Genomic DNA, 22,866 nt, shown 5'->3' with positions numbered 1-22,866 from the left:
TCAGTGACTCCCCGGTTGTGCCAGCCAGGTGTCGTAGAACTGCAAGCGGGTCGAGGCCTCGTAATGCAGGCCGCGCACCACATCGCGGAACGCCGTGACCGTAGCGGCCTCGACCAGCGGGATCACGTGGCCCTGCTCGAGTAGCTCGCGGCTGGCCTGGTGGATCAACGCTCCGCGCGTTTGCACATCGAGGCTGGCGGCCGAATCGATCAGGGTCTGGTCCAGTGCCAGCGGGCCTCGCACGTTGACGTTGCGCCCGCTGGCGAGGAACACCGTGCGCAGCACGTCCGGGTCGGCGCGGGTCAGGTTGAAGAACCACAGTTCGTAGTTCAGCGATGTCTGCAGCAGGCTGACTTGGCCGATGGTGGACTTGTTCAGGCGCAGCTCGATGCCGGCCTGGCGCAGTTGCTGCTGTACCAGTTCCAGCACCGGTGTGCTGGCCTGCCAGTAGTCGAGAGCAAAGCTCAAGCGCTTGCCATCACGCTGCCGCCAACCGTCGGCACCCTTGTGCCAGCCGGCGCTGTCCAGCAATTGGCCGGCACTTTGTGGGTCGTAGGCAAGCACCGCGCTTAGGTCCTGGTAGTAGGGCGTGCTACTGGCGAGCACGGAACTTGCTGGTTTCTGGTAGCGGGAGATCACGCCCTTGAACTGGCTGCGGTCGATCGCCTTGTTCAGTGCCTGACGCACCTTGGCATCGTCCAGCGGCGGACGGGACTCGTTGGGCGTCAGGTTGAAGACGATGCCTGGGTTAGACCGCGCGATGGACGCAATGCCCTGGGCCTGCAGCACCGCCTCGTCCTGTACCGGCACGCTGGTGTTCACGTCGATTTGCCCGGACAGCAGGCTGCCCAGGCGCACACCGGACTCGGGTAGGATGTGAAACTCGATAGCCTCCAGCCAGGCACGGCCCTTGTGTTCGGCCAGCGAAGACGGCCAGGCGTAATCGGCGCGGGCTTCGATGCGCACCAGGCGGTTGTGCTCGAAGCTTTTTACGTTGAATGGCCCGGAGCCCACCAAGGCGCCCTGGCAGCGTTGTTCGGCGCTACGTGCCAGGGTACTGGGTGCCAGTAGCCCAAGGCTCATGGTCGAGGTTGCCTGAAGGAACTGCGCGTTGGCCTGTTTGAAGCGGATGCGCACGCTCAGCGGCCCAATGACTTCGACGGTTTCAAGGCCAGCCAGGTAAGTACTGGCCAGTTGTGCCTGGGCACCGAGGGCGACGATGGCCTCGAAGTTGGCCTTGACCGCTGCGGCGTCCAGCGCGCTGCCGTCGCTGAAGGTCACCCCTTCACGCAGGTGAAAGGTGAACTGGCGCGAGTCGTCGCTGACTTCCCAGCGCTCGGCCAGCCAGGGCACGATCTCGGCGGTCTGCGGGTCTTGGTCGGTCAGCGAGTCCACCAATTGCCGGCCAACGTTGAGGGCGGTGTTGTTGCCCGCCTGTTGCGGGTCGATGCAGTTGGGGTCGCCGTCGAACGCCACCCGCAGCACGCCGCCATGCTGCGGCTGCGCCGGGGCGCCCAGGTTGGCCTGCTGCGCGCTTTTACCATCGCAGCCGGCCAGGCTCAGGGCGATGGCCAGGCTCAGTGTCGCCAGGGGTCGGAACATGGGCTCTCCTTAAAAGAAGCGGTTGGCGCGGTAAGGCAGGCCTAGGTTTTGCCGCAGGGTGGTGCCGGCGTATTCGCGCTGGAACAGGCCGCGGCGTTGCAGCTCTGGGACCACGCCATCTACGAAGTCATCGATGGCTGAGTGCAGGCCGCTGAACATGATGTTGAAGCCATCGGCGGCGCCGGCTTCGTACCAGGCCTGCAGGTCATCGGCGATGCTCTGCGGGGTGCCGATCAGGATGCGATGGCCGCCGGAGGTGAGTTGGTTGAACAATTGACGCACGGTCGGCCGCTCACGGCGGATCAGGTCGAACACCAGCTTTTGCCGGCTCTGGTGGGTGTTGGTGGTGAAGGTCTCTGGGGGCAGGGGCACTGCTTCGTCGAAGGGCAACTCCGAGAGGTCGTAGCCGAGGCTGACGAAGCGCGAGATGGAACTGAGGAAGGCCTTGGGTTCCAAGAGCTCTTGCTGGCGGTCGTACTTGGCCTGGGCTTCAGCCAGTGTCTTGCCCACTACCGGCGAGACGCCGGGCAACACTTTCAGTGCATCGGCACGGCGCCCGAAACCGGCGGCGGCCTGCTTGGTCTCCTGGTAGAACGCCTGGCCTTGGGCGATGGTGTGCTGGGCGGTGAAGATCAATTCGCCAACCCGCGCCGCCAGCCGCTTGCCAGCTACAGAAGCGCCGGCCTGGGCGACCACTGGATGACCTTGCGGCGATCGCGCCACGTTGAGCGGCCCGCGCACCTGGAAGTGTTCGCCTTGATGTTCGAGCACATGCAGTTTGTCGATGTCCAGCCAGGTGCCACTGGCCTTGTCCTGGACAAAGGCATCGTCGGCCCAGCTGTCCCATAGGCCACTGACCACGTCGTAGAACTCTTCGGCACGGGCGTAGCGGTCATCGTGTTCGACGTGCTCCTGGCGGTTGAAGTTTTCGCCGCCGCCCAGCGACGTCACCAGGTTCCAGCCGGCCCGGCCTCCGCTCAGGTGGTCCAGTGCAGCGTATTTGCGGGCGATGTTGTAGGGCTCGTTATAAGTACTGCTGGCCGTGGCGATCAGGCCGATATGGCGGGTGCTGGCGGCCAGCGCCGGGGCAAGGATCAAAGGGTCCCAACGCACGCTGTTGGGGCCACGCTGCAGGGCCAGGTCGAGTTTGACGTCGAGGGTGTCGTTGAAAAAAAGCGCGTGAAACCGCCCGGCTTCCAGCTTGCGGGCAATGTATTGGTAATGCTCCAGGCTCTTGAAGGTATCGAGCGGTGCCTCCGGCAGGCGCCAGGCGCTGCCGCTGAGGGTGCCGGGGATGAACGCGCCGAGTATGAACGGGCCGTGGCTCATGGTGCTTCTCCTGGCGCCCGCCACACACGGCGGGCGCTGTGTGGGGGGGGTCAGAAGTTGTAGGCGATGCGCGTGTACCAGAAGCCACCGTAAGGGTCGAACGGCGAAATGGCACCGAACTTGGGGAAGCCATTGGTATCGCCGGCGGGGTAGCCATTGTTGTCGGCACGCACGTCGAACAGGTTGTTGGCACCCACGGCGACATCGAAGTGGTCGGTCAGGGCGTAGGCGACTTCCAGGTCGGTCAGCCACTTGGCGCCGTAGGTCACGTCATAATCGGGGTTGGCGTCGCGGGCGATGACTTTGTCGTAGCGGGTCAGGCCGGCGTTGATGGTGAAGCGCTCGATCTGCCAGTTGGCGCTGAGCATCAGCTTGGTCTTGGGGTTGGCCACGGTCAGGTAACCCTGGGCGACGCGGTCGAACAGTTCGAGGCTGTTGCCTGCGGCGCGCAGCGATGCCGGTGTCTGCTTGATGTCGTCGATGATGGTTTTGTTGTAGTTGACCCCCAGGCCGTACTTGACCCGGCCAAAGCGCCCGTAGTCGACGCGGTAGTCGGCCACCAGGTCGACGCCACGGGTGGTGGTGTCGGCCGCGTTGGTGAAGTACTTGACGCGGTAGCCTGGCTTGTAGCCGTTGGCAACCAATTGCTGATCGACGCCGTTGCCATAAAGGAAGCCCGTCAAGGCAATGCGGTCGCGGATTTCGATCTGGTAGGCATCCAGAGTCACGCTGGCCTGCGGCAAGGGTTGCCAGGTCAGGCCGAGGCTGATGTTGCGTGACTTTTCCGGGCTGAGGTCTTCGGCACCCAGGGCTTTGGCCAACGGCGAATCCACCCGCACGGTCTTGGCTTCGACGAACTGCGCCACACCGTCGACGGTGGTGTACTGGTTGGCGGTCTGGGCGTAGACCGACTGCGACAGCGACGGGGCGCGAAAGCCATTGCTGAGGGTGCCGCGCAGGGCAAAGGTTGGCGTGAAGTCGTACCGTGCGGAAAACTTGCCGCTGCGGGTATTGCCGCTGCTGTCATCGTATTTTTCGAAGCGCGCGGCCACGCCGAGCCAGAGTTTTTCCGTCGGGTTCAGGCCCAGGTCGAGGTAGCTGGCGTAGCTGTTGCGGCTGAGTTGGCCTTCATCTTCCGGGGTCAGGGTAATGGCGCCTTGGGCGCCCACCGCTGCCGGTTGGCCTGCCAATGGGCCGCTGGGGTAGAAGTAGCCGCCGTTGATGTACGAGAGCGGGTCGTCGGACTCGGTCTTGTACCGTTCGTGGCGGTGTTCCAGGCCCCAGGAAACCTGCAAGGGCTTAGCCAGGCCAACCTCGAAGGCGCGGGTCAGGTCGAGGTTGTTGGTCCACTGGTCGAAGGTATTGGTATAGGTGTCGAAGCGGGTCGGGCTGGTCGGGCCGAGCGAGGCGTTGAGGGTTTCGTCGGCACCGGCTTGGCCTTTGTCGCGGCCGAAGGTAGAGCTCAGGTCCCAGTGCCATTCGGCGAATTCACCCTTGCCACCGGCGGCTGCCTGGTAGTCGGTTTCTTCCAGGGTGTAGAAGGGGGCAGTGCCGTCCGGGTAGATCTCAGGGATGATGTTGGTGGAATTGGGCCGGCGGTAGTTTTGCCCGCCGCGGGCATCACGCTTGCTGAAGGTCGAGAAGGAATACAGGGTCAGTGCGTCGCTCACCGGCAGTTCGGCGTTATACGACAGGTTGATGGCCTTGATCTTGGGCAGGCCGTTTTTTTGCACTTCGCGGTCGGCGGTGTCGTTGCGGGGGTCGCCGGCGAAATACAGGTTGCCGGTGGCGGCGCGTGAGCGGGTGGCGGTCTGGACCGACTTGGCGTCCAGCGCATAGTTGAAGAAGCCGCCGTTGTCGCCCAGGGCCAGACCCTGGTTAAGGGTTTGGCGCAGGTTACCGCCGTCGCCGTCCTCATAGTATTGGCCGTACTGGGTGCTGGCCGATCCGCCGTTGTCGCGCTGCTTGAGGATGATGTTGATCACCCCGGCGATGGCGTCGGAGCCGTACTGCGCCGAGGCGCCGTCGCGCAACACTTCGACGTGGTCGATGGCACTGATGGGGATCATGTCCAGGTCCACCGGGTTGGTCCCGTAGGCGGCGGTGGAGTCGAGGTTGATCACTGCGCTGTTGTGGCGGCGCTTGCCGTTGACCAGCACCAGTACGTTGGAGCCGTTAAGCCCGCGCAAGCTATAGGGCCGGGCGATGCTGTCATTGGACGAACCGGAAGGGCGCTGGGAAAACGATGGCAGCGTTTTCTGCAGGGCACCGCGCAGGCTGGACTCGCCGGTTTGCTCCAGTTGCTTGCTGTCGATGACGTCGATCGGTGCCGGGCTGCTGGTGACGGTACGCACTTCGCTGCCCCGCGAGCCGGTGACGATCACCGTGTCGAGGGCGGCATCATCCTCCGCTGCCATGGCCAGGGGGGTGAGCAGGTAGCCAGCGAATACGGCGGGTGCCAGCGTTAAAGAGGTAAACACAGACTTCATGACTGTTCCTTGGGTTCGATTGGCAGATCAGGCCCTGGATGTGCGATCGAACGGGCTCTCATAAGGTGTTTCACGCAGTGCAGGCGCAGCCTGGCCCGCAGGAGGTCCGTTGCTCCCGTGGCTGAGGTGCCTGTGAGTCGTCCGGCGCGCGCCGGTACGGGGTGCCGCGGCGGGTCCTTAGCCGCTGAGCAAGCGGGTGAAGCGGTCGTCCCAGAAGCCCCGCACATCCAGTGCCTGGCGAATCAACCCACTGTCGTGGAACAGGTCGGCGATGTGTTGCTGGGCAACGATATCTGCCTCGCTGACGGGCAATAGCCGACAGGGCTGCTGACGTTGCGCGAACTGTTGCAAATAGAGGTCGCTGGAAATCCCGGTAAGGGCTTGGTTACGTGCAGCCCATTCATGGGGGTTGTGCTCGACCCAGTCCCAAGTGGCTTTTTCGCGCTGCAAAAAGTCGCGAATGGCGGCCTGTTTGCCCGGCTGCTGCAACGCCTGGGCGGTGGTTGCAATCAGGTAGTTGCCGCAGTGATAGGGGCTGGCGTCGGCCAGCGCCACGCCATCCATGGCCGTCTGCGCTTGCAGGGCACCGATACCGCCGGCGACGATGGCGTCCAGGTGGCCGTTTTGAAATGCCACCAGCGCATCCCGGGCAGGCATGGGCCTGGCCTGGATATCGGCAAGGGTCAGGCCGTTGTCGCGCAGCAGGTTGAGTATCAGGTAGTGGGTGTCGGTGGCGCGGACGAAGCTCACGCGCTTGCCCTTGAGGTCAGCGATGGAGGCGATGCCGCTGCCGCGTTTGACGATCACGCTGCTGCGGTTCTGCTCGCCCTGGTAGCTGGCGATCAACACCAGCGGGTTACCGGCCACGCTGGCGAACAGCGGCAACACCGGGCTCATGAAGGCGTAGTCGAGGCTGTTGCTGGCAAAGGCTTCCAGCACCATGGCGCCCCCGGGCACGTCTACCCAGTGCAGCGGGTAGGGTGTTTGCGCTTGGCCCGCGTCGGCGAGAAAACTCGCGGCCTGGCCCTTGTAGCGCCAAACCCGCAAGGCTTCATTGGCGCGTGCCAGGGCGGGGGCCAAGCCTACGGCCAGCCCGGCAATGGCGCTGTGGCGTAGGAAGGTGCGGCGGTTGATGCTGATTGCCATAGGGTGCGCCTCAGTCCAACAGGTCGGGTTGTTGTTGGACGATGCGGTCCCACAGCGGCAGGAAGTTCAGCCAACCGAACAGCTCGCGTTGGGCAGGGTTGACGGGGGCTTCGTCCAGGTCCGGGATACGCGGTTGGCCGGCAGCGTAAGCCAGCAGGTGGGCGCGGGCGCTGTCGTCGGCGAGGATGAAGCGCCACGCGGCGCTTTCCACAGTCTGGCCCGTGGTCCACAGGCCGTGGTTCTGCCAGACCAGCAGGTTGTTGTCGGCGAAGGTTTCGACGAACGCTTTTGCCACTTGGTCGCGGTCTTGCAGCAGGCCGCCTTCGGGCGTGCGCAGGGCGTGGCGGTCGAACAGCACCTGCTCACCGGCGAAGGCAGACGACTCTGCAGTGATGGGCTGGAACAAACGCCCCAGCGCTGACCAGACCCGCCCATGGAAGCCATGCAGGTGCGCAATACCCACCACGTCAGGCCGGGCGAGTTGCAACGCGTAATGCAGCTCAAGGGCGCTGGTATTAAGCAGGCCGTCACCTTCGACCACCTGGCCTTCACCGTTTACCCGCAACAGGTCACGGGTGCGGATGTGCGAGAACGGCACACCCAAGGGGTTGATCCAGTAGTGGTCGGTCTCGATCGGGTCGCGTGCCGTGAAATGGCCGGCCAAGCCTACTTCAAAGCCCAGTTCGGCGAACAGCCGATAGGACGCTGCAAGGCGCTGCTTGCGGTGCAGGCGCTCGGCGAGCGGGTCGCTTAACGTGGGCGGAGCGGTGATTTGCAGGCGATGATCACGGTTGGGCAGGCGGGCGACACTGTGGCGCGCAGCAGGTTGGCTCATGGCAGTACCTCACGGAGGAAATGATCGTTTGCCGATCATCCGTTCTGCCATGTCCGCCGTTTCAAGGGCAGGGCTCGCAGGTGGATGAATCGGGGCCTCCACCATGCGAGGGGTCGGGTCTGAGGGGACTGTAGCAAGGGGGTAGGGGCGGGAAGAAATACTGTTTTGATCTATTTTTATTATTATTTTTACGAATAAAAATTAGCGCTGATATTTGAATAATGCATTTAAGGCGTGTGCTTGCCCGTGACGCTGGGGCCTTGCGGGCTAAAGCCCTGGCTGAAGCATGGGTGAAAACTACTCAGCGCTGTTCACCTTTGGTGCGTAAATGCCTCAAATCAAGGCAGCTGGCACACATCATCTCGCCTCATTCGATGCTTAAATATGCAGAGTGCACAGTATTGTCTGTGCTGTTCGCCCGATGCGCTTCGGTTTCCAGCCCTTGTAAAACCGGCCCGCATATTGCTCTTACTGCTCCCGTCTTCCACCCGGAGCCCCGTGCAATGAGCTCACCAACCGAATTCCCGCTTTGCGAAGCCCCGCAGTCGTCCCGCAAGGGCCTGATACCGATAGCGATGGTGCTGTTCAGCTTCACGTTCTTCACTGGCACGATGTTCGCCGGTGGCAAATTGGGCATGGCCTTCAACTTCGTCGACATGCTATGGGTTGCCACGGTCGGCAACACGCTGTTGGCGTTATACGCCGCAACCCTGGCGTTCATCGCTTCACGCAGTGGGCTGAATACCGTGTTGATGGGCCGCTTCTGTTTCGGTGAAGCGGGCAGCCGACTTTCCGACTTCTTGCTGGGGTTCGCTGAACTGGGCTGGTACGCCTGGGGCACCGCGACCGTAGCGATCGTGCTGGTCAAATTGTTGGGCCTGGCGGGCGGCTTCACTGTGCCGCTGATGGTGCTGTTCGGCCTGGGCTTCAGTATTACGGCCATTATCGGCTTCAAAGGGCTGGACCTGTTGTCGCGGGTATCAGTGCCCTTGATGTTCGTGCTGTTGCTGGTGTCGATGTACATCGCCACTCACGATGCCGGTGGCTTTGCTGGCCTTGCCGCGGTGGTGCCACACGAGACCATGACCTTTTCGGCGGCCGTGACCATGGTCTTCGGCACCTTCGCCAGTGGCGCCACCCAGGCCACCAACTGGACACGCCTGGCACGCAGCGGGCGGGTGGCGGTGGTTGCCAGCATCGTTGCGTTTCTGCTGGGCAACGGCCTGATGGTGGTTGCCGGTGCCTGGTGCGCGATGGTGTATCAGCAGGCCGACATCGTCGAGGTGATGATGCTGCAGGGCCTGTCGTTCGCGGCGGTGGTGATGCTCTGCCTGAACCTTTGGACCATCCAGGGCCCGACCATCTATAACGTGTCGGCAGCTGCCTGCCACCTGCTGCGCAGTGAGCGGCGGCGGACCGCGACGCTGGTGGCGGCAGGGGTGGGCATTGTGCTGGCGATTGGCGGCATGTACGAATTGTTGATTCCGTTTCTGGTGCTGTTGGGTTCGGTCATCCCGCCAGTAGGTGGGGTGATCATGGCCGATTTCTGGTATCGCCACCGTGGCCAGTATCCCGCATTGGCCACAGCCACCCTGCCACGTTACAACCTGAGGGGGCTTTGTGCTTATGCCGTCGGCGCGGTACTGGCGTATGCCTCGCCGTGGGTTGCGCCGTTGGTAGGTATTGCTGCCTCGGCGCTGTGCTACATCCTCTTGCTTGAACTGAGCGGCCGACGCCGGGTGGTGGGCGAGGCCGGTGTCGAGCCGTGAGCCTGGCACTGGAAGACATTCTGCACCTGCCTGGCTTGCAGGACATGACCGTGCGCGCAGGCGCACGCAACCTGCAGCGTCGGGTGCGCTGGCCTTACGTCGCAGAGAACGAGGGCATCGCCGAGTGGGTGATGGGCGGCGAACTGGTGTTCGTCACCGGCATCAACCACCCGCGTGGCGAGGCCAACCTGCTGAGCCTGGTGGAAGACGGCGAGGCCGTGGGTATTGCCGGCTTGGTGATCCTCACTGGCGGCACTTTCATCCAGGCAATCCCGCCAGCGGTGGTCGCCCGCGCCGAGCAACTGGGCTTGCCGTTGATCGAGCAGCCCTATGCGCTGAAAATGGTCGTGGTCACCCACCTGATCGGCACGGCCCTGGTGCAGATGACCCAGGTGCGCCGCTCGCGCAACGACATCCTCGGGCAACTGTTGACCGGCGACTACCCAAGCCTGGCCATCGCCCGGCAACGGGCAACGCACCTGGCCCTGGCGCTGGACGAGCCGCGACGCCTGCTGGCGCTGCGTTTGTCGGGCGTCGATGGCGTATTCGAGCGCCATGGGCTGGCCCAAGGCGAGCGCTTGTGGCAAGGCATTCGCCAAGCCCTTGAAGACCAGCTCGAGGCCTGGTGCCGCAGCCGGCCGGGCACCGTGACGGCCCATTTGCCGGGTGACCTGTTCGTACTGTTGCTGCCCGATGCACCGGGTTTGCCTGCTACGCTGGCCGCGCTGCACCGGCAATTGGCGGGCGTGGCAGGGGAGCTGGGCCTCTATATGGGGCTGTCGAGCCTCGCGGAAGATTGCGCGCACTACCGCCGCGCGCTCAACGAGGCCCGCCAGGCCCTGGAAGTGGCGCAAAACCTGCGTCCCGCCAATGGCTATTGCGATTTCAGCGAGCTGGGCGTGCTGCGCCTGTTGCAAGGGATCGTCGATCGGTCATTGATCGACGACTTCGTCGCCCAGACACTAGGGCCGCTGATCGCGCCCGGCCGCAAGCACCCGAATACACTGGTGCATACCCTCGATGCCCTGCTCAAGGAAAACGGCAACGGCCTGAAGGCCGCGCAACGCCTGGGGCTGCACCGCAATACCATCAATCAACGCATTCAACGCATCGAACACCTGAGTGGGCAGTCGCTGGACGACCCGCTTTTCCGTATGAATGCTTCGGTCGCCATGCTGGTGTGGCGCATGACCGAAGCCCAAGGCAAGGAGTAACGCCATGAACATCATCAACGCAAAACTGCGAGGCAAGGCTGGCCTGTTTCGCATCGAACTGAACGGTGACCGCATCGCCAGCATCACGCCACAGGCCGACCCGGTGGCACCAGGCGGCGCTGATGACCTGGATGCCAAACAGAACCTGGTGGTTGCTCCCTTTGTCGAGCCGCACATTCACCTGGATGCCACCCTGACGGCCGGCGAGCCGAAGTGGAACATGAGCGGCACGTTGTTCGAAGGCATCGAACGCTGGGCCGAGCGCAAGGAAATCACCACCCACGAAGACATCAAGGGCCGCGCCAAGAAGACCATCAATATGCTGGTGGACCACGGCATCCAGCATGTGCGCACCCATGTCGACGTCACCGACCCCAAGCTCACTGCCCTTAAGGCCATGGTCGAAGTGCGTGAGGAGGTGCGCCATTTGGTCGACCTGCAGATCGTCGCCTTCCCGCAGGAGGGCATCGAGTCGTACGCCAACGGCCGGGCGCTGATGACCGAAGCCGTGGCCATCGGCGCCGACGTGGTCGGCGGCATTCCGCATTTCGAAAACACCCGCGACCAGGGCGTGTCGTCGGTCAAGTTCCTGATGGACCTGGCCGAGCGAACCGGCTGCCTGGTGGACGTGCACTGCGACGAAACCGACGACCCGCAGTCGCGCTTTCTCGAAGTGCTGGCCGAAGAAGCGCGGGTGCGCGACATGGGCGCCCGGGTCACGGCCAGCCACACCGTGGCCATGGGCTCCTACGATAACGCCTACTGCTACAAGCTGTTCCGTTTGCTCAAGTTGTCGGGCATCAACTTCGTCTCGTGCCCGACCGAGAGCATTCACCTGCAAGGGCGCTTCGACAGCTACCCCAAGCGCCGCGGCGTGACCCGCGTGGCGGAGATCGACCGGGCAGGTATGAACGTGTGCTTTGGCCAGGACTCGATCGTCGACCCGTGGTACCCGCTGGGCAATGGCAACATCCTGCGCATTCTTGAAGCCGGGCTGCACATCTGCCACATGCTCGGTTACGAAGACTTGCAACGCTGCCTGGACCTGATCACCGACAACAGCGCCCGCACGCTCAACCTGGGGGAGCGTTATGGCATCGAGGTGGGGCGGCCAGCGAACCTGCTGCTGCTGTCGGCGCCGGATGACTACGAGATGGTGCGCAGCCAGGGGCATGCGCTGGTGTCGGTGCGCAACGGCAAGGTGCTGATGCGGCGCACGCCGGCGCAGGTTGAACGCCTGGCCTGACACCGCGGCACGCTGCAACCGCAACGCCCCGCTGGCTTTTGCCAGGCGGGGCGTTTTGCTTTCTGCGCTTCGTGTACGCGTTTCCCAGTCAAAAACCGCTTATTTAGCCCTTCACATGCGATAAGCCGTGATTATTCCATGTTAGATAGCACTTGAATTAGAAGTGCTGACCGGTCAAAATTAGTATGTAATTACATATTACGTATTCCAGTACAAAATCGTAGGAGCACGCATGGCCCGGGGCGGTATCAATAAGGTGGTAGTGCAGCAAGCGCGTCAGGCGCTCATCGCCCGCGGGGAGAACCCCAGCATCGATGCGGTACGTATCGAGCTGGGCAACACCGGCTCGAAAAGCACGATTCATCGCTACTTGAAGGAGCTCAATGGCCAGCAAACCGTGGCCACGGCGGGCGCCCCAGGGTTGAGCGATACGCTTGGGCGGTTTGTCGGGCAGTTGGCAACACAGCTGCAGGAAGAGGCGGATATACGCATCGAAGAGGCCGAAAGCGTTTTCACCCAGCAACGCGAACAGCTCGAAGCACAATTGCAGCTGGCCCAAGAAGCGCTGGCTGCGGCGCATCAACAGCAAAAGATCCAGGACGCGGCACTGGCTGCCGAATCGGAGAAACTGCTGTCCACGCAAAGCACCTTGCAGGCTGAGCAACTGCGCAGTGCCAGCCTCAACCAGTCATTGGGCGAGCTGCAATTGCGCCTGAACGACAAGGAAGAGCAGGTGCGGTCACTCGAAGACAAACACCGCCACGCCCGCGATGCCCTGGAACACTACCGCAGCGCCAGCCGCGAACAGCGCGAGCAGGACCAGCGCCGCCACGAGGCGCAACTGCAACAGCTGCAAGTAGAAGTAAGGCAACTGCAGCAGGGCATGATGGTCAAGCAGGACGAACTGACCCGCCTGCACCGTGATAACGAGCGCTTGCTCGGCGAGCATCGCCAGGCCACCAGCGAACGCAAGGCACGTGACGAACTGCTTGAACAGCGGGACGCGCAGATTCAGGGCCTGCGAACGATTTTGGCTCAAGCCCAAGGGGCGACCGAGGAAATGCGGCGGCAGTTGGATGTGCAAACGCAAAACCTGGAAGACAAGCGCGAGCTGTATGCCGAACAGGTGCGCCAAGTGCAGCGTCTGGAGGATGAGCTGCTAGAGCGCGATGAGGCATTGAGCGCTTGTCGAGCGCAGTTGAGCACCTGAAAGTGCTCTTGACGGCACTTGATTACTCACTATGATTAACTTTGAATCACGTAATGTTCAGGAGCAACCCTATCATGGCAACTGCCGCGAAAACCCGTACTGTCACAGCTCATGTCCCTGAGCAACTCGCCCAAAAAGTCGATTTAATGGCAGAGCGTCTTGAGCGCTCCAAAAATTGGATAGTCAAGCAGGCCCTGTCCGCCTGGATAGACCAAGAAGAAGAGCGTAGCCGCCTGACCCGAGAGGCCTTGGCTGATGTTGACGCGGGTAGCGTGATTGACCACCAAGCTGTGCAGGCCTGGGCTGACAGCCTCAGCACCGATACTCCGTTGCCGGTACCGCGCTGATGGTGTTGAAGTGGACAAGCAAGGCGCTGTCCGACATTGCCAGGCTGTACGAGTTTCTTGCATCTGTGAATCAACCTGCCGCTGCACGCACGGTTCAGCAACTTACAGCAGCGCCGACCACGTTGATCGCCAACCCGCGCATTGGTGAACGTCTAGAAGAGTTCGAGCCCCGGGATGTGCGCCGAATTCAGATAGGTCATTACGAAATGCGCTACGAGATCGTGGACTCCACTATTTACCTGCTGCGACTGTGGCACACCCGTGAGGAGCGATAGTAGCGCTGAGCGCAGAAGTCCGTAGTAGTCACATTATCGACGCTTTGCCACAGCTTTTTCTCCACGGTAGTTGTTCAGCACCGCCTTTCTGTCCTCTGCTTTCTCAGCGTGGTTGAACGTTGGCCAAGACCTGCGCTCACACATTCAAAGCGGGTAGCGAGGAGCCACGTACATGAGCATCGAACGCAGCATTCCCGAGCTTGAGGCCTGGTACGCGCAGTACGACGACATCAGTTACCGCCGCGAATCGCCAGATGCCTATCACCATGGACTGGTGCGCACGGCCGAAGCCCTGCGTGATGACGGCGCCATCGACTGGGATGACTGGTTGCAGCTGAAGGCCTTGGCCGACCAGGCGCACATCAACGCGCTCGAAGATGCAGTACAGGCGCATGTCGACGACCCTGACGCATGAAAGCGCTGAAGATCGCCACTTTCAATATCAACGGCATTCGCAGCCGATTGCCGGCATTGATCGCCTGGCTAGAGCGAGAGAAGCCTGACATTGCCTGCCTGCAAGAGCTGAAAGCGCCCGACCAGCAGTTCCCGCGTGAAGCGCTTGAAGCAGTGGGCTACGGGTGTTTGTACCAAGGGCAGCCTTCGTGGAACGGCGTTGCCATTCTCGCGCGTGGCAGTGAGCCACTCGAAGTGCGCCGCGGCCTACCCGGCATGGAGGATGACGCCCAGAGCCGCTACCTGGAGGCAGCCGTGCAGGGGCTGATCATCGGCTGCCTCTACCTGCCCAACGGCAACCCGCAACCCGGGCCTAGGTTCGACTACAAACTGCGCTGGTTCCACTGCCTGATCGACCATGCGGCCAGTTTGCAAAAGAGCGGGCACCCGGCAGTGTTAGCCGGCGATTTCAACGTCGTCCCCACCGATTTCGACATCTATAACCCGCGCTCCTGGCTCAAGGACGCGCTGCTGCAACCTGAGACCCGCGATTGCTACCAGCGTTTGCTCAACCAGGGCTGGACAGATGCGCTGCGCCACCTGCACCCTGACGAGCGGGTTTATACCTTCTGGGACTATTTTCGCAATCACTGGCAGCGTAACGCCGGGTTGCGTATCGATCATGTGTTGCTCAACCCTGAGCTTGCGCCTTACCTCAAGACCGCAGGCGTGGATGCCTGGGTACGCAACGAACCCAAGGCCAGCGACCATGCGCCGGTGTGGATCGAGCTGGCTTCGCGTAAGCAGCGCTGAACTATAGTCATAAGCGGCGAACGCGAGACGACAAGGGAATAGGATGTGCGCAGCCAGGAAACAGGATGACGATGGGCACCTCGCGGTAGCGGGCGAGGGCCGCGCCGTGGCATTGTTCCGCCAGGTCCTGGCATTCATGGTGGTGGTGATGCTGGCCTTCGTGATGGTGGAAGGCTGGCGTATCTGGCGTGATTACCGTCACGCGTTCAGCAATGCCGAAAACATGGTGACCAACCTGGCTCGGGCGACGGCGCAACACGCCGAGGACGCCATTCGCCAAGTGGATGTCGTCAGCGCGTCCTTGGCCGAGCGCCTGGAGGGCGATGGCTTCGAGCATATGAACCGCCCGCGCCTGCAGGCGTTGCTCGCGCGACAAAAAGCGCTCATGCCGCAGCTGCACGGGCTGTTCGTGTATGGCGCGGATGGCCGCTGGCTGGTTACCGACCAGGCGACCCTACCGCCCAACCTCAACAATGCTGACCGCGACTATTTCGTTTACCACCGCAATCATCGCGACCGGCAGGTACGCATCGGTTCGGTGGTGCGCAGCCGCTCGACCGGCGACTTGATCATTCCCATCTCGCGGCGCCTGGAATACCCCGACGGGCATTTTGCCGGGGTGCTGTTGGGCACGATCAAAGTGGACTGGTTCGTGCGCTATTACGGCGATTTCAAGATCGACGAGCGTGGCGCGCTGGTACTGGCCAAGCGTGACGGCACGATTCTGGTCCGTCGCCCGTTCGTTTCGAGGGTCGTTGGGCGCACATTGGCCAAAAGCGAAGTCTTTCGCAACCACTTGCCCTATGCCGATGAAGGGCTGGTCGAGGCAGTGGCGGTAGTCGATGGCACACCTCGCCTATATGCCTACCGGGCGCTGTCGAGTTACCCGTTGGTGGTAGAGGCTGGCCTGTCGCGGGAATCCATTGTCGCGCCCTGGCGGCACGACGCGATCAAATCAGTGGCCGTATTGTTGCTGTTGTTGGTGGGGTTGGCAGCGTTCGGCGGGGTAGTGTTGCGCCAACTGCGCGAACGCATTGTGATAGAGCGCGCACTGCACCAGGCGCACCAGACGCTGAAATCCCTGGCCTTGACCGACAGCCTGACCGGCCTTGGCAACCGCCGCCGGCTGGATGCGGTGTTCGAGCCCGAGGTGCGGCGGGCTCGACGGCAAGGTTACCCAGTAGCGCTGGTGATGCTCGACCTCGACTACTTCAAGGCTTACAACGACCGTTACGGGCACCTTGCCGGCGACCAGTGCCTGCGGCGTTTCGCCGAGCTGCTGCAACAGGCGCTGAAGCGCCCGGCTGACCTGGCGGTGCGCTTTGGTGGCGAGGAGTTCACGCTATTAATGCCCGACACCGATGCGCCGGGTGCCGAGCTTGTCGTGCAGGAAATACAGCATATGCTGCGTCGCCATGTGATCGAGCATGGCGGCAGCCCATTGGGGCGGGTGTCGTTCAGTGCCGGAATCGCGATCGGCGACCCAGCTCGGCAAACCATGACGCCCGAGCGACTGATGGCGGCGGCAGATAGCGCGTTGTACCAGGCCAAGGGACAGGGGCGGGACGGTTACTGCGTGGCGAACAATGCCGCGGCAGGTGTAGACCCATGATCGCCCATTAAGGGCGAGCAAGGCAGGCGCTGTTCAACCGATGCTCATGCGCATTGCACAACGCCCGACAAACCCGTGGGCACGCTCGTTGGCCAGGATGTTACCCAGCCGCGAGCACAGCAGGCCTTCATCAATAGTTTCAAACCCAAAGCGTGCATAGAAAGGTGCATTCCAGGGCACGTCGACAAAGGTGGTCAAGGTCAGTTCCCGAACGCCGGCGGCTTGCGCCGCATCGACCAGTTGATTCAGCAGCAGGCGCCCGATCCCTTGCCCTTGAGCCTCCCGGCGCACGGAAATTTCATGAATGTGCAATGCCTGATGCTCCCGCCGTGCGCACACAAAGCCTAGGATCTGCCCGGCGTCACCCTCCGCCAGCCAGCTTGCGCCTGCATCGACGAATCCTTGATGCGCTGTGCTGTCCAGTACTTCGCCTTGTGCCAGCCACGCCAGCGCCGGCAGTTGGGCGAAAGCCTGGGCGGCTGAACGCTCGACCTCGGCCAGCCAGGGGATATCGCGGGTGAGGGTAGGGCGTATATGCACAGTCGGGTCCTGCAAACCGTGGGATGGGTGGGCGTCAGTCTGCCGCCACCTCTTGCGGCTGCAACTGCCAGCGCACCGAGCTTACACCTTTTTCCAGGCTCACCCGGCTGACCAGCCGTTCCAGCTGCGCCGGTGCCTGCGGGTTGCCCAGCAGTTCGGCGCGTACTTCGAGGCGCGCTGGGTTGGGCAAGTCCTCGCTGTGCAGCGATTGCAGGCGCAGCTCCGGGTCGCCGAGGCTGTGCAGCATCAGGCTGCGAACCTGGATTTCATCCTCGGCACGGCACACAACCCGCACTTCGAAACGCTGCTCCACTTCAGTGGCCGGGACAATGTCCTGGCGGTCCAGGCGCTGGGCGATGTCGCGCAGCAGGATGTTGGCGCACAACACGGCCAGGCTGCCCAGTGTCGCTTCCAGCAGCAGCCCAAGGCTGCACAATACGCCAACGGCGGCCGTGCACCACAGCGTGGCGGCAGTGTTCAGGCCGCGCACGTTGAAACCGTCGCGCATGATCACGCCGCCCCCGAGAAAGCCGATCCCCGACACCACATAAGCGGCCACGCGCGAGGCATCGTTAGGGGCCATGCCCGGTACGGCCTGGGTCATCAGTACGAACAGGCAAGCGCCGGTACTGACCAGCGCATTGGTACGCAAGCCCGTGAGGCGTTGACGCAGTTGACGCTCGGCGCCGATCAGGGCACCCAGCAGCAGGGCGATGCTGACGCGCAGCAGAAAGACTTTCCAATCCATAGCAAACCTCTTCCACGGGCACACGCCCGCATGAACGCCACCTGGTGTTGGCGTGGTTGAATAACCAGAAAATGCGCAGGACCACAGAAGGGAAGAAAAGAGGAAGGCTGCAGCCACGGGGGCTGAAGAAATCCACCATCAAGCCATGACGGCGAGACAGTGGCAGGGCACTGCCGGACTAGCTCGCCAAGTGGGCCTGTCGCAAGCGACTGGGGCTACTGTCCAATGCAGGACTCCTATTTGGGGATGCGAAATTGCGTCGCGGACCTTACGCCCCGAGATAGGCGAGGTCAAGGGTAAAAACATGACAAGGGCTTCATCAGGAAAGTGCCTACAGCCCGTCACGCCTGCATGGAAAAATAGGCGGGTAGTCGGTAACCTTGCGCCTTCCCTTGCGATCACCCGGACCCGTTACATGCTGTTCAATCTCGCCGTGCTGCTCGGCACACTGGTGGCCATGGAGGGTGTCGGCACACTGGCGCACAAGTACATCATGCATGGCTGGGGCTGGTGGCTGCACCGCTCGCACCATGAGCCACACCTGGGCATGCTCGAGACCAATGACATTTACCTGCTTGCGCTGGGGCTGATCGCCGCCGGCCTGGTGGCGCTGGGTAAAGCCGGGTACGCCCCCTTGCAGTGGGTGGGTGGGGGCGTGGCGGGGTACGGCCTGTTGTATGTGCTGGCCCACGACGGCTTCTTTCATCGCCACTGGCCGAAAAAACCGCGGCCAGTCAGCCGCTACCTCAAGCGCCTGCATCGCGCCCACCGCCTTCACCATGCGGTCAAAGGCCGGCAAGGCAGCGTGTCGTTCGGCTTTTTCTACGCTCCGCCCCTTGCAGTGCTCAAGCGCCAGTTGCGCGACCGACGCGAGCGGCCCTGACCGTCACTGCGGTCAGTTGAGCGCGTTGCCCTCAGCCTCAACGGTTTCTGCCACGTGCCCGCGGCTCACCCACCAGCCAAACCCTGCCGCCGTAAAGAACATGATCAGGCTGTAAAGCGCTGCCGGCACCGCCATGGTGGCGTTGTTCAGCAACGAAGGGCTCAAGGCCAGCGCGATCGCCAGGGTACCGTTGTGGATGCCGATTTCCATGCCGATGGCGATGGCCTGGCGCTTGGGAATCTTCAACAGCCGGGGCACCCAGTAACCTACGGCCAGGCTCAGCACGTTGAACAACAGGGCCGCCAGGCCTACCACGGGGGCGTACTCGACCACCGTCTGCCAGTCTTTGGCCAGCGCGAGGATGATGGTGAAGGCCAGAAACAGCGCCGCCACCAGCTTCATCGGCTTTTCCATGCGTGCGGCAAAGCGCGGGGCAAAGTGGCGGATCAACATGCCCAGCGCCACCGGCAGCAGGACAATCGCGAACACCTGTAACACCTTGGCAAACTGCAGCGGGATGGCCTGGTCCGAGGCCATGAACCAGCCCAGCGACAAGTTCACCAGCAGCGGCATGGTGAGGATCGCAATCAACGAGTTGACCGCCGTCAAGGTGATGTTCAATGCCACATCGCCGTGGGCCAGGTGGCTGAACAGATTGGCCGTGGTCCCCCCCGGCGAGGCCGCCAGCAGCATCAGCCCCACCGCCAGGGCGGACTCCAGGCCAAAGCCGTTGGCGATCAGGAAGCACACCAGCGGCAGCAACAGGATCTGGCAGACCAGGCCAATCACCACAGGCTTGGGGTATTTCACCACACGGGCGAAATCGGCCAGGGTCAGCGACAGCCCGAGGCCGAGCATGATGATGCCCAGGGCCAGGGGCAGAAATGCAGTGAGCAGGGGCGAGGCAGTCATGAAGGGGCTCTCGGATCAGGGAGTCGCACAAAGGATTTCGAGGAGTGTAGGTGGCACTGTAGTGATAGCTAATTGCAAAGCGCCACCTCTTGGTAACCTTTTGTTACCGAGTGCACCGTGCGCAGCGTCTGCATGCCGCGTTGCGATGGGCGTCCCGGCGCAGTAGCATGCGCGCTTTTACCGAGGATTAGCCTGTCATGCCGTTTCAGCAAGGTCTGCTTGCCACGCCGGTGCCGGCCCATGCCCGCCACCTGTTCTTCACGCTGCACTCGCCCGAAGCGCTGCCCGCCGCACTCGACGCCTTGCTGCCGCAGGTCGACGGCCAACAGTTGATCCTGGGCGTCGGCGCGACCCTGGCCAAGGCCCTGGGCCGTGACGTGCCGGGTTTGCGTGCCTTCCCGCTGCTGGACGCCGCCGTGGAGAACCCCAGCACCCAGCACGCCTTGTGGCTGTGGCTGCGGGGTAACGAGCGTGGCGACCTGCTGCTGCGTGCCCAGGCCCTGGAACACGCGCTGGCCCCGGCGTTGCGCCTGGCAGACAGCGTCGATGGCTTTTTGCACCGGGGTGGCCACGACCTGACCGGCTATGAAGACGGCACCGAGAACCCGGTGGACGAAGACGCCGTGCAAGCCGCCATCGTTGAGGACGCCCCCCCTGGCCTCTACGGTTCCAGCTTTGCCGCGTTCCAACTGTGGAAGCATGACTTGGAGTACTTCAAGTCGCTGCCCCAGGCGGACCAGGACAACATCATCGGCCGCCGCCTCAGCGACAACGAAGAGCTTGACGACGCCCCGGCGTCCGCGCACGTCAAACGCACCGCCCAGGAAAGCTTCGAACCTGAGGCGTTCATGGTCCGTCGCTCGGTCGCCTGGGCCGACGCCCGTGGTGCTGGCCTTGCCTTCGTGGCGCTGGGCCACAGCTTCGATGCCTTCGAAGTGCAACTGCGGCGCATGAGCGGCCTGGAAGACGGCATCATCGACGGCCTCTACCGCTTCAGCCGGCCACTGACCGGTGGTTATTACTGGTGCCCGCCGATGGGTGAAACCGGCCTGGACCTGCGCCTGCTGTTGCAGGCCTGATCGCTAACATCCAGATACAGAATCACTCGCCGAGGCGGGGTAGAGCGGCTAGCCTTGAAAGTTTCCGGTTCATGACGGGGGCTTTTCCATGTATGCACGTCGTGATGTCCTACGCGCCGGTGCAGCCTTGGGGTTGCTGGCCGCAAGCCCTTGGCTGCACGCAGGGGCGGCGAGTGGCCTGCTGACGCGCGTTATCCCTTCCACCGGCGAAGCCTTGCCGGTCATCGGTGCCGGTACCTCTGGCAGTTTCGAGGTTGAGGCCGGCTCGCCTCAGTACCAACAGCTCGGCGCGGTGCTCAGGGCCTTCTTCGAAGGTGGCGGCAGGGTCATCGACACCTCGCCCAACTACGGGGGGGCCGACAGCATTCTGGGCCAGTTGCTGGAAGAGGGCGGCTGGCACAAGCAGTGCTTTCTAGCCACCAAGATCGCCGCCAACAGCCAGGCCGACGCACAAGCGCAGTGGCAAGGCAGCCTGCGCAGCTTGCGCACCGACAAAGTCGACTTGCTGCAGATCCACAACCTGCGCGATTGGCAGACCCAACTGCCCTACGCCCGTGAACTCAAGCAGCAGGGCAAGACCCGCTACGTCGGCATCACCCATTACCTGAACAGCGGCCAGGATGAAGTGGCCAGGATCGTACGTAGCGAACCGCTCGACTTCATTCAGATCAACTACTCGGTCAACGCCCCACAGGCCGCGCGTGAGCTGCTGCCATTGTGCCAAGACAAGGGCGTCGCGGTGCTGATCAACCGGGCGTTCGATGACGGCCGGCTGTTTGCCCGGGTCAAGGACCAACCGGTGCCTGGCTGGGCATCGGAAGTAGGTATCGGCAGCTGGGCACAGCTGTTTCTGAAGTTCGCCATCAGCCACCCGGCAGTGACCACGGTCATTCCCGCCACCAGCCGGCCGGATCGCCAGCTCGACCAGCTCAAGGCCGGGCATACGCCATTGCTCAGCCAGGCGCAGCAACAGGCGCTGATCGAACAGTTCGGCTGACACCATGCAAGGCTGGCGGCGGCGTCTGGACCAAGGGCTGAACATACAACCGGGCGAAGGGCCGGCGGTGGTTGCCGGCCTGTTGTTGTTCTACTTGCTGTTCACCGGCTACTTCATGCTGCGCCCGGTGCGCGAGACCATGGGTGTGGCCGGTGGCGTGGATAACCTGCAGTGGCTGTTCACCGGCACCTTCGTCGCCACCCTGGCATGTCTGCCGCTGTTCGGCTGGCTGGCATCCAAGGTGCGGCGGCGGCAAATCCTGCCCTGGACCTACGGGTTCTTCACCAGCAACCTGTTGCTGTTCGCGGTGCTGTTTGCCCGGGCCCCGGACGATGTATGGACTGCGCGCGCGTTCTATATCTGGCTGTCGGTGTTCAACTTGCTGACCATTTCACTGGCCTGGAGCGTGCTTGCCGACCTGTTTGCCACCGAACAAGGCAAACGGTTATTTGGCCTGCTGGCAGCGGGTGCCAGCCTGGGCGGCCTCTGCGGGCCGATCCTGGGTACGTTGCTGGTGGGTCCGCTGGGGCATGCAGGCCTGCTGGTACTGGCCGGGCTATGTTTGCTAGGCAGCACCGGCGCTACCCTGTTTTTGCAGCGCTGGCGAGACCGTCATCCGCTGCCGGCCCACCTGCAGCGCTCGACGTCCAAGCCGTTGGGTGGCAACCCGTTCGCGGGGGCTACTGCCGTGCTGCGCGCTCCTTACCTGTTGGGCATCGCGCTGTTCGTGGTGCTGCTGGCCAGTGTCAGCACGTTCCTGTACTTCGAACAGGCGCGTATCGTCAGCGAGACCTTCACCGACCGCACCCGGCAAACCCAGGTGTTCGGCCTGATCGACACCGTGGTCCAGGCCTTGGCGATTCTCACGCAGGTGTTTCTCACCGGGCGGCTAGCGCGAAGGATGGGCGTGGGCATATTGCTGGTGGCGGTGCCGTTGATCATGGCCGCAGGCTTTGTCTGGCTGGCAGTTGCCCCGGTGTTCGCCGCCTTCGTGGTGGTGATGGTGGTGCGCCGGGCCGGTGAATATGCGCTGGTCCGGCCGGGACGGGAGATGCTCTTCACCGTTTTGTCGGCAGAAGACAAGTACAAAGCCAAGAACTTCATCGACACCGTGGTCTACCGCGGCGGTGACGCCCTCAGCGGCTGGCTCAAGAGGGCACTGGATGTGATCGCGGAGCACCCGCAGTTGGCGATGCTGATTGGCGCGGCGATCGCGTTGGGCTGGGCCGGCACCGGCGCCTGGCTGGGTCGCCGCCAGGCGCGGCTCGATGCACCCGATGCCGAGTGAGGCGGGCGGTCGCTTGGCGCACCAAATACGTAACCTTCCCTTATTTAACGCCACCGGTCCGAACGTGCGGCAATAAAACGAATCCCTCGATATCGCCGAACTCCGAAGCTATGTACGGCCCAGCGCCGTGCATCCTGAA

At 62.9% G+C, this 22,866-nt stretch carries 21 protein-coding genes; 13 read left to right on the top strand and 8 right to left on the bottom strand.

Annotated features, from left to right (window positions below):
- The 5 genes from AC5PZ0_RS12270 to AC5PZ0_RS12250 all read right to left on the bottom strand — a co-directional run bounded on the left by AC5PZ0_RS12270 (position 1) and on the right by AC5PZ0_RS12250 (position 7,401).
- The gene (locus AC5PZ0_RS12270; protein WP_493855054.1) at positions 1-1,602 is read right to left on the bottom strand and encodes an ABC transporter substrate-binding protein; all 1,602 of its coding nucleotides are present in this window, start codon (positions 1,600-1,602) and stop codon (positions 1-3) included.
- A gap of 9 nt (positions 1,603-1,611) precedes the next feature.
- Positions 1,612-2,931 carry an LLM class flavin-dependent oxidoreductase gene (locus tag AC5PZ0_RS12265; RefSeq protein WP_493855053.1) on the bottom strand — a complete coding sequence of 440 codons (1,320 nt, stop codon included), beginning with the start codon at positions 2,929-2,931 and terminating at the stop codon, positions 1,612-1,614.
- 50 nt (positions 2,932-2,981) lie between these two features.
- Positions 2,982-5,420, bottom strand: coding sequence for a TonB-dependent receptor plug domain-containing protein (locus tag AC5PZ0_RS12260; protein WP_493855052.1), 2,439 nt, complete (start codon positions 5,418-5,420; stop codon positions 2,982-2,984).
- Positions 5,421-5,597: 177 nt separating this feature from the next.
- Positions 5,598-6,566 (bottom strand): ABC transporter substrate-binding protein, encoded by a 969-nt coding sequence (locus tag AC5PZ0_RS12255; protein WP_493855051.1) that lies wholly within the window; start codon positions 6,564-6,566, stop codon positions 5,598-5,600.
- Positions 6,567-6,576: 10 nt separating this feature from the next.
- Positions 6,577-7,401: a class II aldolase/adducin family protein gene (locus AC5PZ0_RS12250; RefSeq protein WP_493855050.1), complete on the bottom strand. Its 825-nt coding sequence runs from the start codon at positions 7,399-7,401 to the stop codon at positions 6,577-6,579.
- Positions 7,402-7,904: 503 nt separating this feature from the next.
- On the opposite strand from AC5PZ0_RS12250, the gene codB reads away from it, so the two are divergent.
- From codB to AC5PZ0_RS12205, 9 genes are all read left to right on the top strand, one after another.
- Positions 7,905-9,170: a cytosine permease gene (gene codB, locus AC5PZ0_RS12245; RefSeq protein ID WP_493855049.1), complete on the top strand. Its 1,266-nt coding sequence runs from the start codon at positions 7,905-7,907 to the stop codon at positions 9,168-9,170.
- Positions 9,167-10,384: a PucR family transcriptional regulator gene (locus AC5PZ0_RS12240; protein WP_027593187.1), complete on the top strand. Its 1,218-nt coding sequence runs from the start codon at positions 9,167-9,169 to the stop codon at positions 10,382-10,384. The genes codB and AC5PZ0_RS12240 overlap by 4 nt, the downstream gene beginning before the upstream one ends.
- Positions 10,385-10,388: 4 nt before the next feature.
- Positions 10,389-11,630, top strand: coding sequence for a cytosine deaminase (gene codA, locus AC5PZ0_RS12235; RefSeq protein ID WP_027593188.1), 1,242 nt, complete (start codon positions 10,389-10,391; stop codon positions 11,628-11,630).
- Between the two features lie 232 nt (positions 11,631-11,862).
- Positions 11,863-12,840, top strand: a complete 978-nt coding sequence (locus AC5PZ0_RS12230) for a DNA-binding protein (protein WP_493855048.1) — start codon at positions 11,863-11,865, stop codon at positions 12,838-12,840.
- Between the two features lie 74 nt (positions 12,841-12,914).
- Positions 12,915-13,187 (top strand): CopG family ribbon-helix-helix protein, encoded by a 273-nt coding sequence (locus AC5PZ0_RS12225; protein WP_027593190.1) that lies wholly within the window; start codon positions 12,915-12,917, stop codon positions 13,185-13,187.
- Positions 13,187-13,462, top strand: coding sequence for a type II toxin-antitoxin system RelE/ParE family toxin (locus AC5PZ0_RS12220; RefSeq protein ID WP_454243710.1), 276 nt, complete (start codon positions 13,187-13,189; stop codon positions 13,460-13,462). The genes AC5PZ0_RS12225 and AC5PZ0_RS12220 overlap by 1 nt, the downstream gene beginning before the upstream one ends.
- 172 nt (positions 13,463-13,634) lie before the next feature.
- On the top strand, positions 13,635-13,877 hold the full coding sequence (locus AC5PZ0_RS12215) for a hypothetical protein (RefSeq protein WP_085272823.1): 243 nt from the start codon (positions 13,635-13,637) through the stop codon (positions 13,875-13,877).
- Entirely contained in the window at positions 13,874-14,668 is a 795-nt protein-coding gene (xth, locus tag AC5PZ0_RS12210; protein ID WP_493855047.1) for an exodeoxyribonuclease III, read from the top strand. Before AC5PZ0_RS12215 ends, xth begins: the two co-directional genes overlap by 4 nt.
- Before the next feature lie 43 nt (positions 14,669-14,711).
- Entirely contained in the window at positions 14,712-16,280 is a 1,569-nt protein-coding gene (locus AC5PZ0_RS12205; protein WP_265967534.1) for a sensor domain-containing diguanylate cyclase, read from the top strand.
- A 33-nt stretch (positions 16,281-16,313) separates the two neighbouring features.
- On the opposite strand, the gene AC5PZ0_RS12200 is transcribed toward AC5PZ0_RS12205, so the two are convergent.
- Together AC5PZ0_RS12200 and AC5PZ0_RS12195 are read right to left on the bottom strand one after the other, a co-directional pair.
- The gene (locus tag AC5PZ0_RS12200) at positions 16,314-16,820 is read right to left on the bottom strand and encodes a GNAT family N-acetyltransferase (RefSeq protein WP_265967535.1); all 507 of its coding nucleotides are present in this window, start codon (positions 16,818-16,820) and stop codon (positions 16,314-16,316) included.
- A gap of 34 nt (positions 16,821-16,854) precedes the next feature.
- On the bottom strand, positions 16,855-17,568 hold the full coding sequence (locus AC5PZ0_RS12195) for an MgtC/SapB family protein (protein WP_099429372.1): 714 nt from the start codon (positions 17,566-17,568) through the stop codon (positions 16,855-16,857).
- A gap of 415 nt (positions 17,569-17,983) precedes the next feature.
- Here AC5PZ0_RS12195 and AC5PZ0_RS12190 point away from each other — a divergent pair, with 415 nt between their 5' ends.
- Positions 17,984-18,451: a sterol desaturase family protein gene (locus tag AC5PZ0_RS12190; protein WP_027593197.1), complete on the top strand. Its 468-nt coding sequence runs from the start codon at positions 17,984-17,986 to the stop codon at positions 18,449-18,451.
- A gap of 12 nt (positions 18,452-18,463) precedes the next feature.
- Here AC5PZ0_RS12190 and AC5PZ0_RS12185 read toward each other — a convergent pair whose 3' ends face one another.
- On the bottom strand, positions 18,464-19,363 hold the full coding sequence (locus tag AC5PZ0_RS12185) for a bile acid:sodium symporter family protein (protein WP_493855046.1): 900 nt from the start codon (positions 19,361-19,363) through the stop codon (positions 18,464-18,466).
- Positions 19,364-19,560: 197 nt separating this feature from the next.
- Here AC5PZ0_RS12185 and AC5PZ0_RS12180 point away from each other — a divergent pair, with 197 nt between their 5' ends.
- The 3 genes from AC5PZ0_RS12180 to AC5PZ0_RS12170 all read left to right on the top strand — a co-directional run bounded on the left by AC5PZ0_RS12180 (position 19,561) and on the right by AC5PZ0_RS12170 (position 22,727).
- Positions 19,561-20,442, top strand: coding sequence for a Dyp-type peroxidase (locus AC5PZ0_RS12180; protein WP_493855045.1), 882 nt, complete (start codon positions 19,561-19,563; stop codon positions 20,440-20,442).
- An 88-nt stretch (positions 20,443-20,530) separates the two neighbouring features.
- The gene (locus AC5PZ0_RS12175; protein ID WP_493855044.1) at positions 20,531-21,439 is read left to right on the top strand and encodes an aldo/keto reductase; all 909 of its coding nucleotides are present in this window, start codon (positions 20,531-20,533) and stop codon (positions 21,437-21,439) included.
- A gap of 4 nt (positions 21,440-21,443) precedes the next feature.
- The gene (locus AC5PZ0_RS12170; RefSeq protein ID WP_493855043.1) at positions 21,444-22,727 is read left to right on the top strand and encodes an NTP/NDP exchange transporter; all 1,284 of its coding nucleotides are present in this window, start codon (positions 21,444-21,446) and stop codon (positions 22,725-22,727) included.
- Positions 22,728-22,866: the final 139 nt, after the last annotated feature.

This window comes from Pseudomonas sp. 5.2, from assembly GCF_059025405.1.
This window is presented reverse-complemented; position numbering and strand designations above follow the sequence as displayed.

Bases quoted from the DNA above. Each gene is read 5' to 3' on its own strand.
- AC5PZ0_RS12270 (WP_493855054.1), bottom strand. From the start codon at position 1,602: ATGTTCCGACCCCTGGCGACACTGAGCCTGGCCATCGCCCTGAGCCTG.
- AC5PZ0_RS12265 (WP_493855053.1), bottom strand. From the start codon at position 2,931: ATGAGCCACGGCCCGTTCATACTCGGCGCGTTCATCCCCGGCACCCTC.
- AC5PZ0_RS12260 (WP_493855052.1), bottom strand. From the start codon at position 5,420: ATGAAGTCTGTGTTTACCTCTTTAACGCTGGCACCCGCCGTATTCGCT.
- AC5PZ0_RS12255 (WP_493855051.1), bottom strand. From the start codon at position 6,566: ATGGCAATCAGCATCAACCGCCGCACCTTCCTACGCCACAGCGCCATT.
- AC5PZ0_RS12250 (WP_493855050.1), bottom strand. From the start codon at position 7,401: ATGAGCCAACCTGCTGCGCGCCACAGTGTCGCCCGCCTGCCCAACCGT.
- codB (WP_493855049.1), top strand. From the start codon at position 7,905: ATGAGCTCACCAACCGAATTCCCGCTTTGCGAAGCCCCGCAGTCGTCC.
- codA (WP_027593188.1), top strand. From the start codon at position 10,389: ATGAACATCATCAACGCAAAACTGCGAGGCAAGGCTGGCCTGTTTCGC.
- AC5PZ0_RS12230 (WP_493855048.1), top strand. From the start codon at position 11,863: ATGGCCCGGGGCGGTATCAATAAGGTGGTAGTGCAGCAAGCGCGTCAG.
- AC5PZ0_RS12225 (WP_027593190.1), top strand. From the start codon at position 12,915: ATGGCAACTGCCGCGAAAACCCGTACTGTCACAGCTCATGTCCCTGAG.
- AC5PZ0_RS12220 (WP_454243710.1), top strand. From the start codon at position 13,187: ATGGTGTTGAAGTGGACAAGCAAGGCGCTGTCCGACATTGCCAGGCTG.
- AC5PZ0_RS12215 (WP_085272823.1), top strand. From the start codon at position 13,635: ATGAGCATCGAACGCAGCATTCCCGAGCTTGAGGCCTGGTACGCGCAG.
- xth (WP_493855047.1), top strand. From the start codon at position 13,874: ATGAAAGCGCTGAAGATCGCCACTTTCAATATCAACGGCATTCGCAGC.
- AC5PZ0_RS12205 (WP_265967534.1), top strand. From the start codon at position 14,712: ATGTGCGCAGCCAGGAAACAGGATGACGATGGGCACCTCGCGGTAGCG.
- AC5PZ0_RS12195 (WP_099429372.1), bottom strand. From the start codon at position 17,568: ATGGATTGGAAAGTCTTTCTGCTGCGCGTCAGCATCGCCCTGCTGCTG.
- AC5PZ0_RS12190 (WP_027593197.1), top strand. From the start codon at position 17,984: ATGCTGTTCAATCTCGCCGTGCTGCTCGGCACACTGGTGGCCATGGAG.
- AC5PZ0_RS12185 (WP_493855046.1), bottom strand. From the start codon at position 19,363: ATGACTGCCTCGCCCCTGCTCACTGCATTTCTGCCCCTGGCCCTGGGC.
- AC5PZ0_RS12180 (WP_493855045.1), top strand. From the start codon at position 19,561: ATGCCGTTTCAGCAAGGTCTGCTTGCCACGCCGGTGCCGGCCCATGCC.
- AC5PZ0_RS12175 (WP_493855044.1), top strand. From the start codon at position 20,531: ATGTATGCACGTCGTGATGTCCTACGCGCCGGTGCAGCCTTGGGGTTG.
- AC5PZ0_RS12170 (WP_493855043.1), top strand. From the start codon at position 21,444: ATGCAAGGCTGGCGGCGGCGTCTGGACCAAGGGCTGAACATACAACCG.